The sequence below is a fragment of the Streptomyces atratus genome, from assembly GCF_900119365.1.
GTDB lineage: Bacteria > Actinomycetota > Actinomycetes > Streptomycetales > Streptomycetaceae > Streptomyces > Streptomyces atratus_B.
In genome coordinates, this window is the sequence record NZ_FPJO01000025.1 from 17,910 (window position 1) to 31,525 (window position 13,616).

Annotated in this window: 10 protein-coding genes; 4 read left to right on the top strand and 6 right to left on the bottom strand. The window is 72.9% G+C overall.

Features of this window, described 5'->3' with window-relative positions:
• The first annotated feature begins 125 nt into the window (after nt 1-125).
• Nucleotides 126-1,091, top strand: coding sequence for a pirin family protein (locus tag BT364_RS30505; protein ID WP_072488471.1), 966 nt, complete (start codon nt 126-128; stop codon nt 1,089-1,091).
• A gap of 280 nt (nt 1,092-1,371) precedes the next feature.
• Nucleotides 1,372-1,536: a hypothetical protein gene (locus tag BT364_RS30510; RefSeq protein WP_256260283.1), complete on the top strand. Its 165-nt coding sequence runs from the start codon at nt 1,372-1,374 to the stop codon at nt 1,534-1,536.
• Between the two features lie 22 nt (nt 1,537-1,558).
• Here BT364_RS30510 and BT364_RS30515 read toward each other — a convergent pair whose 3' ends face one another.
• From BT364_RS30515 to BT364_RS30535, 5 genes are all read right to left on the bottom strand, one after another.
• Nucleotides 1,559-2,836 carry an MFS transporter gene (locus BT364_RS30515; protein ID WP_072488528.1) on the bottom strand — a complete coding sequence of 426 codons (1,278 nt, stop codon included), beginning with the start codon at nt 2,834-2,836 and terminating at the stop codon, nt 1,559-1,561.
• Nucleotides 2,833-3,936, bottom strand: coding sequence for a PLP-dependent cysteine synthase family protein (locus tag BT364_RS30520; protein ID WP_072488472.1), 1,104 nt, complete (start codon nt 3,934-3,936; stop codon nt 2,833-2,835). Before BT364_RS30520 ends, BT364_RS30515 begins: the two co-directional genes overlap by 4 nt.
• Before the next feature lie 141 nt (nt 3,937-4,077).
• On the bottom strand, nt 4,078-4,503 hold the full coding sequence (locus tag BT364_RS30525) for a hypothetical protein (protein ID WP_072488473.1): 426 nt from the start codon (nt 4,501-4,503) through the stop codon (nt 4,078-4,080).
• 179 nt (nt 4,504-4,682) lie between these two features.
• Nucleotides 4,683-4,940, bottom strand: coding sequence for a hypothetical protein (locus BT364_RS30530; protein WP_177328292.1), 258 nt, complete (start codon nt 4,938-4,940; stop codon nt 4,683-4,685).
• Between the two features lie 238 nt (nt 4,941-5,178).
• The gene (locus BT364_RS30535) at nt 5,179-9,408 is read right to left on the bottom strand and encodes a S8 family serine peptidase (RefSeq protein ID WP_177328293.1); all 4,230 of its coding nucleotides are present in this window, start codon (nt 9,406-9,408) and stop codon (nt 5,179-5,181) included.
• A gap of 91 nt (nt 9,409-9,499) precedes the next feature.
• Here BT364_RS30535 and BT364_RS30540 point away from each other — a divergent pair, with 91 nt between their 5' ends.
• Nucleotides 9,500-10,462, top strand: a complete 963-nt coding sequence (locus BT364_RS30540; protein ID WP_072488529.1) for a helix-turn-helix transcriptional regulator — start codon at nt 9,500-9,502, stop codon at nt 10,460-10,462.
• A 61-nt stretch (nt 10,463-10,523) separates the two neighbouring features.
• On the top strand, nt 10,524-12,566 hold the full coding sequence (locus BT364_RS30545; RefSeq protein WP_072488475.1) for a prolyl oligopeptidase family serine peptidase: 2,043 nt from the start codon (nt 10,524-10,526) through the stop codon (nt 12,564-12,566).
• A gap of 44 nt (nt 12,567-12,610) precedes the next feature.
• On the opposite strand, the gene BT364_RS30550 is transcribed toward BT364_RS30545, so the two are convergent.
• Nucleotides 12,611-13,600 carry a CehA/McbA family metallohydrolase gene (locus tag BT364_RS30550; RefSeq protein WP_177328294.1) on the bottom strand — a complete coding sequence of 330 codons (990 nt, stop codon included), beginning with the start codon at nt 13,598-13,600 and terminating at the stop codon, nt 12,611-12,613.
• Nucleotides 13,601-13,616 lie beyond the last annotated feature (16 nt).

Here is a 13,616-nt window from a genome sequence, read left to right on the forward strand (position 1 = left end):
TTGACCCAGCTGCCGCTCAGTCATCGTGACAATGGCCGGAACACGGCCTGGTGGTTGAATATTCCACTAAGTTGTCGGCGTGGGTACCGGCACCCCCGGGCCCGCACGGGAATAGGTTGAGCGCCATGAGCAATCTCGATCGCCAGGCCGAACTCTCCGTCTGCGGGGGACGGGGCTTCGTCGTCGCCGAGCCCGTACGTGAACTCCTTGCCCCTCGCCGTGTCCGGCTGGGCGAGTCCACCGAGGTCCGCAGGCTGCTGCCCAACCTGGGCCGCCGGATGGTCGGCGCCTGGGCCTTCGTCGATCATTACGGCCCCGACGACATCGCGGGCGAGCCGGGGATGCAGGTGCCGCCCCACCCGCACATGGGTCTGCAGACGGTCAGCTGGCTGCACGACGGCGAGGTCCTGCACCGGGACAGCCTCGGCAGCCTCCGTACGATCCGCCCGCGCGAACTGGGACTGATGACCTCCGGCCGGGCCATCAGCCACTCCGAGGAGAGCCCGAAGTCCCACGCGAGGTTTCTGCACGGCGCCCAGCTCTGGGTCGCGCTGCCCGACGCCCACCGCCACGTCGAGCCCCACTTCCAGCACCACACCGACCTGCCGGCCGTCTCGGCGCCGGGCCTCACCGCCACCCTGATCCTGGGCGAACTCGACGGCGCCACCTCGCCCGGCACCACGTACACCCCGATCGTCGGCGCCGACATCGCCCTGGCCGCCGGCGCCGAGGCCCGACTGCCGCTCGACCCGGACTTCGAGTACGCGGTGCTCTCCATGTCCGGGCAGGCCGAGGTCGACGGAGTGCCCGTGCTTCCCGGTTCCATGCTCTACCTCGGCTGCGGCCGCACCGAACTGCCGCTGCGCGCGGACACCGACGCGGGCCTCATGCTCCTGGGTGGCGAGCCGTTCGAGGAGGAGCTCGTCATGTGGTGGAACTTCATCGGGCGGTCCCACGAGGAGATCGAAGAGGCCAGACAGGGCTGGATGGAAAGCTCCCGCTTCGGTGAGGTGATGGGCTACGACGGCGACCGGCTGCCCGCTCCCGAACTGCCGCCCGTCGCCCTGAAACCGCGGGGACGGGTGCGCTGACCTGCGCTGACGATCCTGTCGGCAGGGCCTCGTCCGGTCTGTCGGCCCGGCCCGCGCTGTAGGGTCTTGCGCATGTTCCCTGCCGCGATGCCTCCCCGACTCGGCGGACTGTGGCGAGCGACGGAGTCGGGTCTCGCCCACGCCCCGCAGCGGCCGGCGGAGCTCCGCCGGGCGCGCCGTCGGGCTTCCCTTTCTCGGCACCAGCACCAGCACCTGGACCGGGGACGACGGCGCCGGCCTCCGCCACGAGGCGGACCATCTCGTCGAGGTCGACGGCGACTTGGGCAACCTGGACCTGGAATGGTCCAAGCACTCCGCCTTCGGCTGGTTCGGCCCCGGCGACCTTGAGCGTCTGAAGGAGAACCGCGCGCCGGGAGAGTTCCTGATCCACGACCTGATCGCACGGGCCGTTCGGGACGCCCCGGACCGGACACGCGGGGCGTGAGACGCCGACCGGCTCCGCGCCCTCAGGCCGTGGCCGGTGCCGTGGTGGGAGCGAGGCACAGGTGTCCGGTGCGGCGCAGGCCGGTCAGGGCGGCGGCGCAGGCGAGGCCGAGCACGGCCAGCGCGGTCCACGGCAGCCAGGGGACACCGGCGCGGGCCGCCAGATCGAACAGGCCGCCCACGGCGAGGTTCCCGACGGCCACGGCCAGGCCGGCCACGGTGCTGTAGGCGCCGTAGTACGTGGCCATCAGCCGCTGTTCCGAGAGGCGGACCAGCGTGTCCATCTCGAACGGGTACAGCAGCGCGGAGCCCGCGGCCAGCAGCGCCGCGCACACCACCAGGCCCCCGAGCCCGAGTACGGCGGTCAGTTCGTGGACGCGGTGGTGCGGGCCGGGCAGCAGCGGCAGGAACGCGGCGCCCATCATGGCCAGGCCGAGCGCGATCGCCTTCGGCGGGTCCAGGCGTTTCCTGGCCCAGTCGGTCAGCCGGAGCTGACCGGCGACCGCGACCAGCGCGGAGACGGCGAACACCACACCCATCGCGGTGCCGTTGCCGTCGCCGAGCAGGGTGCGGGCCTGAAGGGGCAGGGCGAGGTATGTCTGGAAGGCCAGCAGGTAGGAGCCGGCCATCGCGGCGGAGAACAGGACGAAGGGCCGGTTGCGGAGAATCGTCCGCCAGTCCGTGGCGATGCCCCGCCAGCCGCTCGTACGTTCCGGGTCCGCTGTCGGACGCCGCGCCGGGAGAGCACGGGCCTGGACGACGGCCAGCACCCCGAACACCGCCGCGGAGGCGCCGCACACCACCGGGAAGTCGAGGGTGAGCAGGGCGAGCCCGGCGAGCGGGCCGAGCAGGATGCCCGCCTGGTAGAAGACGTTGAAGGCGGCGAACGCCTCCACCCGGCGCTCTCCGGCGCCCTGCGCGAGGTAGGCGCGGACGGCGGGGTTGAACAGGGCTCCGGCGAAGCCGGTCGCGGCGGAGGCGGCGATCAGGGCGGGCAAGGTGTCGGCGAAGGCCAGCAGTGCGAACGCACCGGTCCGCAGGGCGCAGCCGGCCAGGATCACGGGCTTGTAGCCGATCCGGTCGGCCAGGGTCCCGCCGAGCCAGAACATGCCCTGCTGGGAGAGGTTGCGTACGCCCAGGACGAGGCCGACCGCCCACGCCGCCAGGCCCAGGCCGTGGGCGAGATGGTCCGCGAGGTAGGGCATGAGCATGTAGAAGCCGAGATTGATGCCGAACTGGTTGACCATCAGCAGCTGGACGCCGGGCTCGAAGGAGCGCACCTGGGCGCGCAGCCGCCTCACCGGGCACCCGCCAGCACGGCAGCGGCGGCGGCCGGGCCGCTGACCGTTCGGCACCGCGTCCAGGACGTCACGGTGCGCTCGCCCGGGTCGGTGATCTCGTCTGGCTCGCCCGGCGGCGGGGCCGGGGTGTCCAGGAGCTTGTGGCCGTGGCACCAGCCGTCGTTGTAGATGGTGTCGAGATAGCGATGGGGTCCGTCGGGGAAGATCGCGGCGATCCTTGTCCCGGCGGGGTAGGTGCGGGCCGCCCATCCGGCGACCAGTGCGACCGCCCCGACGCTCCAGCCGCCCGAGGCGTAGTGGTGACGGGCCAGCGACCGGCAGGCGCGGACCGCTTCGGCGGGGGCCACCCAGTGGACCTCGGTGAAGGCCGGGTAGGCGACATTGCCCGGATGGATGCTGGAGCCCAGCCCGCGCATCAGGCGCGGTCCGGCCGGTTGCCCGAAGATCGTCGAACCGGTCGAGTCCACGCCGATCAGCGCCAGGTCGGGGAAAGTCCGACGCAGCGCGGTGGAGATTCCCGCGGAGTGACCGCCGGTTCCGACGGAGGCGACCAGGAGGTCGACGCGGCCCAGCTGCGCGACGAGTTCGGCGGCCAGCGGGGCGTAGGCCGCCACATTGTCGGGGTTGTTGTACTGGTCGGGGCACCACGCCCCGGGGGTCCCGGCGAGCAGTTCGGCCACCCGCTCTCGCCGGGCCTGCTGCCAGCCGCCCGTCGGGTGCGCGGTGGTGACGGTCTCGACGCGGGAGCCGTAGGCGGTCAGCGCCCGGCGGATTGCGGGTTCGAGCCCGGGGTCGGTGACCACGGTGACCGGGTGCCCGAAGGCGATCCCCGCCAGGGCGAGGCCCAGTCCCAGGGTGCCGCTGGAGGATTCGACGATCGGGGCACCGTCGGCCAGATCGCCGCGTTCCCGGGCGCGGGCCACCATGTGCAGGCCGGGGCGGTCCTTGATGCCGCCCGGGTTGGCGCCTTCGAGCTTGGCCCAGAAACCGCGGCCGGCCCCGGCGAAGGGTTCACCGATCCACAGCACCGGCGTGTGGCCCACCAGCTCGGAAGGCCCACGGGCGGACATCGGGGCAGGGGCGTACGAGGGAATGTTCATGAAGGTGTCACGGCTCCTCGCCCCGGGCCGGCAGCGGCCGTCGGGGCATCGGGGGATCAGGGCGCGGACACACAGCAGCCCGGATCGGGTCCGGCGCGTGCCGGGGCGGCGCGGGGCCGGCGGGCGGCTGTGCGGGCCCGGTCAGGTCCGCGCCACGCACAGAGCCGTGAGAATGCACCGCCCGCCGAGCGGACCGCGACCGGGTGCCCGCGCCGTTCCGCCGCCCGAGAGGGCGGCAGGTGATGCCCAGGGCCCGACCTCCGCCGGGAGCGCCCCGCCCGGGGCGGGAGGGAGCGGGGTGTCCACGCGGATCCAGTCCGCCGCGTGGTCCGGCTCGGGACAGCCCGGGGACGGATCGGGAGACGACGCCGCGGTGGGACCGGGCGCCGCCGCCGCAGGGGCGGCGGACGCGGCGATCGCGGTCATCGGGTCGTGGTGGGCGCCGAAAGCCGGGCCATGGCTGTGTGCGCAGCCCAGGAGGTGGAAGGCCACCCAGAGCAGTACGAGCAGCACGCCGCTGTCCCGCGTGCGGCGATCTGCCGGGGAGAACGACGCCGCACCGAGCATTGACTCAAAGTACCGAAACGGGCACCCAAAGTCACACTCGTCGTCGGTGGGGCGGAGGGCCGGACGGCGACGCCGCCGTCAACCGTGCGTCAAGAGTCATGGGTCCGGGATCAAGGGGCCGCCAACGGGGACGTCGGCTCGCCCCCGTGGTGATGTCGCGGTGGGCGGCGTCTCCCTCGTCAGCCGTGCTTCTTCGTGCCGACCGTCGCCATGGCGGCCCCCGCCTGGTCGGCCAGGGTCACCGCCACCAGCCGCGCCTGCAACGAGGCAGGTTCCGCGCCGGGCGCCGGCGCCGGCATGAACCGGCCGTAGTAGTGGCCGTTCCCGGTGGCGCGCAGCTCGATCTCCTCCTGCGGCCAGCCCTTGCGCTCCACGTCCCACGTCCGCCGCCCGACCACCACGTCGCCGTCCTGCTCCAGCCGCGGCGGGTGCCCCAACAGCGTTCCGTACTCGAACCGGCAGCCCTTCAGCCCGAGCAGCCGGGTCAGACCAGGGCAGCGGCCACAGCCACTCCGTCCCGCAGGGGGAGACCGGACATGCGAGCCTCCTGGGGTCCGTCTTCCACGATGCTCCTCCGCCGCCGGAAGCGGTAGCCGGGACCCGGCCCGGTGGCCCGGGAGAGCACGGGCGGGGCGCCCGGACAGAGGTTCCGTCCGGGCGCCCCGCCCGTGGTGATCAGTGGCGCAGGTCGAGACGGTGCACACCGCCGTCGACGGTTCCGACGTAGAGCGTGCGGCCGTCGGGGTCGGCGGCCAGTCGGGTGGTGTCGGTGTTCTGGAGGCCGGTGGAGATGTTCTGCCAGCTCCGGCCGTGGTCGGTGCTGCGCAGTACGCCACGGCCGCCCTGCAGCAGGCCGCTTGCCCTGGAGCTCGTGGTGGCCGCGTAGAGCGTGTCCCCGACCCGGAGCAGGTCGGAGACATGGATCGCCGGAGCGCCGGTGTCCGAGGTGCGGAAGGTCCGGCCGCCGTCGGTGCTGACGCGGACGCTCTCGCCGCCGACGGCGAGACGCCGGCCGTCGAGGTCGATCGCGGTCACCGGGCCGTCGGCGACCTTGGTGACGGTCACCCCGCCGTCGTCCGACCGGTAGAGACCGGCGGTGTTGCCGAGCCAGAGGCGCCGCGGATCGGCGGGGTCGCCCACGATGGTGTCGAAGGAGCGGTCGTGGTAGAGGTTCTTCCATGTCGCGCCGCCGTCACCGGTGGCGAACAGCCCCTCGCCGAGCAGGCTCCGGAAACCGACCATCACCCGGTCCGGGTCGGCGGGGTGGACCAGCAGCGCCGTCGGCACCTCCGCCGAACTGCCCCTCTTCTCCCAGCTGTTGCCGCCGTCGCTGCTGCGCTCGACGGTGAACGCGCCGGACGCGGTGCGCCGGACCTTCCAGACCACCTTCGGATCCTTGGCCGACACGGCGAGTTGCGGGACGCCGACGCCCCGCTTGCCCTCGCCGCCCGACCGGCCCCATTCCGGGCCCGCGACGGGAAGGGCGGTACGGAAGACCGCGCTGTCGGTGGCGGCGAGCAGTCGGCCGTCACTGACAGCGAGATCGTTGACGGTCAGTCCCTGGACGCCGATCCGCCGGTAACCGGTGCCGTCCGCGGTCCCCCGGTAGAGGCCGTCCTGCTCGCCGGCGACGGTCACGGAACCATCGGCCCAGCGGTCGTAGTCCACCGGTACCGCCGCCCGCGACGGCCCGGCGACCTCGGTCCAGGTCCGCCCGTGGTCGCGGCTGAGCCGGCCACCGCCGGACAGCGTGCTCAGGTACAGGTCGCCACCAGAGACGGTCGGACGGAGGCCGCCCTCCGCCATGGGCAGCAGAGTGTCCCAGGTCTTCCCGCCGTCATGGGAGCCGACGACTCCCCGGTCCGTGACGTACACCGCCACGACCGAGGCGTCCGCGGCCGGCCCGCTGACCGTCCCCTCGGACGGCTCGAAGAGCAGGCGTGCCTCGCCGGGGTCGCCCGAGCCGATGCCGGAGCGGGCCCACACACCGTGGTACGTCGTCAGGTAGAGGGTGTCACCGGTGACCGCGGCGGCCGTGACGGCGCCCGTGACACCGGTCGGATACGTCGTCCAGTGGTCGCCCGCGTCCGTGCTGACCAGCAGCGCGTCCGAGGTGACCGCGACCAGGGTGCGGGTCCGCTCATCGGCGACGAGCGTCACGATGCGGGTGTCCGGGACGTCGAGTGTGCGCCAGGTGCGCCCGTTGTCGTCGGTGCGCAGGACGGCGCCCCGGCGGCTGCCGTCATGGACGCTGTTCACCGCGTACCACCAGCGGTCGGGATTCTCCGCGTCCACCACGAGCGGACCCGTGCCGTCCGCGACGGGCAGCCGGCCCAGCTGGCGCCAGGAGGCGCCGTTGTCGGTGGTCAGCCAGGGAGCCGCCTTCTGGTACTGGGTGAGGACGGCCTGCTGCGGCCGGTTCGACGAGAGGGCGACGGAACCGGCCTCGCTGTTGGGGCCGACCGGCTCCCAGCGGTCCTCGCGGCTGTCGACCGGGGTGACCTCGAAGGCACTGGCGCCGGTGAGCAGTTGCCCGGTGGCGGCGGTGCCGCGTACCGAGACCCGGTAGGCGCCGGCCACGCTGCCGGTCACCTGGGCCCGGTAGTAGCCGGTGGCGGCGTCGAGGGTGGAGGCCAGCTCGACGGGTTCGCCGCGCGGCGGGGTGACGGTGACGACCGGCGGTGCCGCCAGCCGGGTCGGCGGGGCGATGTGCACGGTCGAGTGGCCGTCGCTCGGGTCGGGTGCGGCCTGGACGGCCAGATGCCGGACGGCGAGCAGATAGGGCACCCCGATCGCCGGTCCCCGGTCGGGGGTCGCCGTGAGACGGCCGCCGATCTCGGTGTCGGCGGCGGGCCGGGCGACGCGCAGCGACACCGTGACGGTCGCGGTCCTCCCGGCCGGTACGGTGACCCGCCTCGGCCAGACCTTGGCCGGACCGTCGGTCCGCAGCGAGGTGGTGACCGGCCGTTTGCCGGGGTTGTGCAGCGTCACCTTCGCGGTGCCGCCGACCTGACGCCGGGACAGGTCCGCGAGTCCGAACGACACCGAGGCCGGTGAGGCGCTGACCGTGGCCGAGGCGGCCGCAGCCACATCGAGCCGGCCCGCGCCCCGAGTCGTGGGCCCGGTGCCGCTCAGCGGCTTCGCGGTGCCGATCAGCTCCGCCTTGATCTCGGCGGGCGTCCGGCCGGGGTGCAGCTGGCGCAGCAGGGCCGCGGCACCGGCGACGTGCGGGGCCGCCATCGACGTACCCGACATGCGGTACTGGCCGGGCCCGTAAAGGGACTTGGGCACGGTGGAGCGGATCTCCACGCCCGGCGCGACCAGATCGGGCTTCAGACCGAAGCCCTGTGTGGGGCCGCGTGAAGAGAAGGAGGCGATCCGGTCGGTGGTGTCGGTGCCCCGCAGTGTCACCGAGACCTTCCCGGCGGCGAGCCGGCTGCTCAGCTCCTGGTACTGGGTCGAGTCGATGCCCATGACCACCAGGCGGTCCATGCGCAGCGAGTCGCCGGAGGCGTCGATCCGAGCGGGCGACGACGGCACTTCGGTCACTCCCGGCTCGGGGTTCACCTCCGGCGGCCGGACCCCGTCCGGCGCACCGGCGGCGAGGACCGGGCCGTCGTTGGAGGGCAGTCCGGCCAGCACGGCGATCGCACCGCGCTTCTCCGCCTCCCGCGCCCACTCCACGGCGCTCGCCGTCAGGTACCGCGCGTCGGAGGCGACGAGCATCTGGGCCCGTACGATCTTTCCGCGTACGTCGCCGACCCGCTCCCAGTCCTCGGGGGTGCCCTCGCCGACATCGACGAGCGGCGCAGTGACCGCGTCCTTCGGCGGGTTCGCGGACAGCACGCCGCGGTAGCTCTGGATCAACTCGGGTTTCCGGCCCGCCAGATAGGCGCTGGGCAGCCGCAGATTGCTGGTCGACGCGCCGACCGAGAGCACACCGTCGGCCGTGCCGGGGCTGCTGACCGTACCCGCGCCCGGCCCGTCGTTCCCGGCCGCCGCCACCACGACGACACCGGCCCGTACGGCCGCCGTCGCGGCCCTGCCCAGCGGATCGGTTCCGTCGCCGGGGCCGCCGAGGCTCATGTTGATGACGTCGGCGCGGTGCGGGTTGGCCGGGTCGGAGGCCGCCTCCATTCCGGCGATGATGTCCGAGGTGTAGCCGGAGCCGTCGGCGTCCATCACCTTGTACGCCAGCAGATTCGCGCCGGGCGCCACACCGGTGACGCCGCCCTTCCCTGCGGCCTTGCCCGCGACGATGCCGGCGACGTGGGTGCCGTGGCCGTTGTCGTCCATCGGGTCCTCGTCGCCGTTGACGAAGTCGTGCCCGCCGACGACCTTGTGGCCCTTGCCGAGTCCGCCACCCAGGTCGGGGTGGGTGTAGTCCACCCCGCTGTCCAGGATCGCGACGGTGGTGCCCCTGCCGTTGACGCGGCTTCCGGCGGGGTCCTGGCGCTGCCAGACGCCGGGTGCGCCGATGAGCGGCACGCTCGCGTCCGTCTTCGTCAGCACCCGGGTGTCGGGGCGGACGGCGGTGACGCCCGGCAGTGCGGACAGCCGCCCCACCTCGGACGCGGGCACCGTCATCGCCACGGCATCGACGAGCAGGCTCAGCCTGCGGGTTGCCGACGGGTGCAGCCCGGCACGTCTCGCCGAGCCGAGGAAGGTCTCCTGTCGTGCGTCGATCGCCCGGCGGGCGGCACCGATGTCGCGGGCGGCCCCGGCGGACAGCAGTGAACCACCGGGCGCGGCGGTGACCGCGGGGTTCCGGGACAGTTCGACGAGCACTCGTTGCGACGGGTCGTGGGCGGACGCGTCGGCGGCACCCGGTGTCGCCGCCAGCGTGCCGGCGAGCACGACGGCGGCGAGAGCGGCATGACGTGGTCTTCGTGACTTCATTGCCATGCGTAAAGGTCCTAGTGGTGAAGGCACTTGCCGCACAACTGATCTTCGTGGCCCATTGCTGCCGCTGGCACAACTGGGCCACCATCCGTCCATGACTCCCGAAACGCCGGAACTCACGGCGGCAGGCATCGACCCGTTCGACGAGAGCGTCTACCGCGCCGTCCTGACCCGGCGTACGGCGGCGCCCGCCGAACTCACCGCGGATCTCGGCTGTTCGGCCGAGCGCATCGCCCGCGCGCTGGACCGGCTCCGCGACCACGGGCTGGTCGGCCGGCTCGCCGGCACCCGCCGCCGGTACGCCGCGATCGAGCCGGGGGCCGCCGTCGAGGCCCTGGTGCGGGCCAGGAGCAACGAGCTGGAGCGGGTGCGTTCGGCGGCCGGTGAGCTGTCCCGGCTGTTCGCCGCCGCGCGCACCGGCGCGAGCGACGAGGACGAGGTGGAGATCACCACCGGCAGCGAGGCGCTCGGCCGCTGGTTCGTCCGCCTCCAGCAGGAGGCCCACGAGGACGTGATGACCCTGGACCGGCCGCCGTACGCCCTGACCACCTCCAACCCGGTGGAGGCGACGGCGCTCGGCCGCGGCGTGCGCTACCGTGCGGTCTACGCCCCCGAGGCCCTGGAGTGGCCGGGTGTCCTCGGCGACATCCGCGAACTGGTCCGGCACGGCGAACAGGCCCGCGTCCTGCCCGGACTCGGCATCAAACTCGCCATCGCCGACCGCAGGCTGGCCCTGATGCCGCTCTCCCTCGACCTCGACGACGTCCGCGCCGCGGTGATCCGGCCGTCCACCCTGCTCGACGCCCTCACCGACTACTGGGAGCTGTGCTGGAAACAGGCCCTGCCCCTCGACGCCCCCGCCGAGGACCCCCTGAGCGAGGAGGACCGACTCGTACTCACCCTCCTGGTCAGCGGCCTCAAGGACGAGGCGATAGCCCGCCAGCTCGGCTGGTCCGTCCGCACGATGCGCCGCCGCATCAGCCGTCTGCACGAGCTCCTCGGCGCCGCCAACCGTTTCCAGGCCGGTGTGATCGCGGCCCGTCGCGGCTGGCTGTGAGCCCTCGCGCCCGGCGCGGCACGAGGGGATGTGGTTCCGGCGCGCGCCGCGTGCCTGCACAATGCGGTCTGTGATTGATGAAGATCCGTACCTGTGGCTGGAAGACGTCGAGGGCGAAGCCGCGCTCGAATGGGTGGCCGAGCGGAACAACGAGACGGAGGCGGCACTGGCCGCCGACTCCGGGTTCGCGCCCCTGAAGGAGCGCCTGCGGGAGGTGTTGGACGCCTCGGACCGCATCCCCTACGCCGTCCGCCGCGGAGCGTTCCTCTACAACTTCTGGAAGGACGCCGAGCACGTACGCGGGGTGTGGCGGCGTACGACGCCGGAGCAGTACCGCAAGGATGCCCCCGAGTGGGAGGTCCTTCTCGACGTCGACGCGCTCGCCGCGGCGGAGGGCGAGAAGTGGATGTGGGCGGGTGCGCGGGTGCGCCACCCGGACTACGGCCGGGCACTGGTGTGTCTGTCGCGCGACGGCGGTGACGCCGTCGTGGTCCGTGAGTACGACCTCGCCGCCCGGTCCTTCGTCGAAGGCGGATTCCAGGTGGGGGAGGCGAAGACGCATATCGAGTGGGCCGACACCGACACCGTCTTCATCGGCACGGACTTCGGGCCGGGCTCACTGACCGACGCCGGCTATCCGCGTACGATCCGCACATGGCGACGCGGCACGCCGCTGGAAGAGGCCGCCCAGGTCTTCGAGGCCGGGACGGGGGACGTGGCGGCCTGGAGCCGGCACGACACCACACCCGGTTTCGAGCGGGACTTCGTCGCCCGGTGGCTGGACTTCTTCCGCAGCGAGATGTTCCTGCTGACCCCGGACGCCGGGCTCGTCAGGATCGACGTCCCCGACGACGCGGATGCCCACGCCCATCGCCGCCATCTGGTCGTGCATCCGAAGTCCGACTGGCTCGGACAGCCGGCGGGCTCCCTGCTGGCGTTCGACTTCGACGCCTTCCTGGCGGGCGACCGCACCGTGGAGGTGCTGTTCACCCCGGACGAGCGGACGGCTCTGTCCAGGTACTCCTGGACCCGCCGCCATCTGGTCCTGGAGACGATGAGAGACGTCAGCACCCGCATCGAGGTCCTCACCCCCGGTCCCGGAGGCGCGTGGGCACGCAGCCCGCTCGCGGACGTCCCGGCGCTGTCCGCGGTCACGGTCGTGGACACGGACCCGGACGTCTCCGACGAGTACTTCCTGGACGTGTCGGGGTTCTTGCAGCCGCCCACGCTCCACCACGGGCGGATCGGCGCCGACTCGGAGATCCTCAAGCAGACTCCGGCTCGTTTCGCCACGGCCGGTCTGGCGGTCGAGCAGTTCTTCGCGACCTCCCTGGACGGCACGCGGGTGCCGTACTTCGTGATCGGCCCCGCTCATTCCCCCGGCGGCCCCGGCCCCGTCCTGCTCTACGGCTACGGCGGCTTCGAGGTCTCCCTCACCCCCTCCTACGACGCGGTGACGGGCCGGGCGTGGCTGGAGCGCGGCGGCACGTACGTGGTCGCGAACATCCGGGGCGGCGGCGAGTACGGACCGGACTGGCACCAGGCCGCGCTGGGCGCGGACCGGCCTCGGGCCTACGAGGACTTCGCGGCCGTCGCCACGGACCTCGTCGCGCGCGGCATCACCACCCCGGCCATGCTGGGCGCCACGGGAGCGAGCAACGGCGGGCTGCTCATGGGCGCGATGCTCACCCGCTACCCGCACCTGTTCGGCGCGATCGTCGTTCAGGTGCCGCTGCTGGACATGCTCCGCTTTCACAAGCTCCTCGCAGGCGCATCCTGGACCGCCGAATACGGCAACCCGGACACCGGGGCCGATCGTCCCCATCTCCGCGAGATCTCCCCGTACCACCAGCTCACCGCGGACCGGGACTACCCGCCCGTTCTGCTGACGACCTCCACCCGTGACGACCGCGTCCACCCCGGCCATGCCCGCAAGGCGGCCGCACGGCTGCGCGAGCTCGGTCACCCGGTCCTGTTCCACGAGAACACCGGCGGCGGCCACGCGGGCGCCAGCAACAACGAAGAGTCCGCCCACAACGAGGCCCTGGTGCACACCTTCCTGTGGCGACACCTCACCCGGGCGGAGCGACCGGCCATGGACTGACCGGGCACGGTCCGCCCCCCGATCGGCCGGACCGTGTGACTCGTTCAGGTCAGGACGACCGGATTGCCGAGCGCCGCCATGCGCCCGTCGGGACGGCGTACCTCGACCCGGACGAAAGCGGACGCCGCCGCATCGGTGCGCCACTCCACGGTGCCCGGTCCCGATGCGGGCAACGACGCGTGGTGCGCCCTCCCCCGCTCGGTGTGAAAACTGACGGTCCCGGAGGGCACACCGCGTACGTCCACCCGTACCTCGGCCGGTGCGTCTCCCGCCTTCAGCCGCTCGCCGATCCCGGCGCTACGGCCACCGGCCGAGACCGTCAACGACAGCTCGACAGCGGCCGATTCGGCGATCCAGCTCCGGCCGGCCCGGATTCCGGCGAGGATCGCGTCGACGCTCAGATCCTCGGCCAGCACGACGGTGTGCGGGATGCCGATCCGGTCCTCCAGATGTGTGTCGCTGTTGCCCATCGCCGGCCGCCACCGTCCCCGGTGGACGTCCGCGGCCAGGCCGCGACCCCACTCGGCCAGGGCCGCCTCGTTGTCGGCATTCCACGGCTCGTCCGAGCTCCACAGCCCGTTCCACACCTCGACCGCATCGAACCCCTGGTACGGGTACATGAACGTGCCCGAGGCGTACGGTGCGTGCGGATGGGCCGCCACGCACAGCCCACCGGCCCGATGGACTTCGTCCAGACACCGGCCGACCCGCTCGTCCCGCAGGCCGTACCGCCAGTCGACCACCTGTCCGGGGTGGATACCCAACGCCAGCCAGTGCCCGGTCCGGGTGGTGACCTCTTCGCCGAGGATCACCAGCAGATCGTCGCCGATGTGCCGGTTCCAGACGCCGTGCGCCTCGGAGGTGTTGTGTTCGGTGGTCGCCAGGAAATCCAGCCCCGCCGCACGGGCACCGGCCGCGAGCTGCTCCGGTGTCAACCTGCCGTCCGAGTGCACCGAATGCACATGGCAGTCGCCCCGGTACCAACCGCGCCCCCGGCCCGCCACGCGCGTAGGCGGAAATTCCGATCCCGACATCCGTTCCCCCTGCCGG

What these genes read in the sequence shown, in the direction of transcription:
- BT364_RS30505 (WP_072488471.1), top strand. Translation starts at nt 126, where the DNA reads ATGAGCAATCTCGATCGCCAGGCCGAACTCTCCGTCTGCGGGGGACGG.
- BT364_RS30525 (WP_072488473.1), bottom strand. Translation starts at nt 4,503, where the DNA reads ATGCTCGGTGCGGCGTCGTTCTCCCCGGCAGATCGCCGCACGCGGGAC.
- BT364_RS30545 (WP_072488475.1), top strand. Translation starts at nt 10,524, where the DNA reads ATGCGGTCTGTGATTGATGAAGATCCGTACCTGTGGCTGGAAGACGTC.
- BT364_RS30520 (WP_072488472.1), bottom strand. Translation starts at nt 3,936, where the DNA reads ATGAACATTCCCTCGTACGCCCCTGCCCCGATGTCCGCCCGTGGGCCT.
- BT364_RS30550 (WP_177328294.1), bottom strand. Translation starts at nt 13,600, where the DNA reads ATGTCGGGATCGGAATTTCCGCCTACGCGCGTGGCGGGCCGGGGGCGC.
- BT364_RS30535 (WP_177328293.1), bottom strand. Translation starts at nt 9,408, where the DNA reads ATGGCAATGAAGTCACGAAGACCACGTCATGCCGCTCTCGCCGCCGTC.
- BT364_RS30540 (WP_072488529.1), top strand. Translation starts at nt 9,500, where the DNA reads ATGACTCCCGAAACGCCGGAACTCACGGCGGCAGGCATCGACCCGTTC.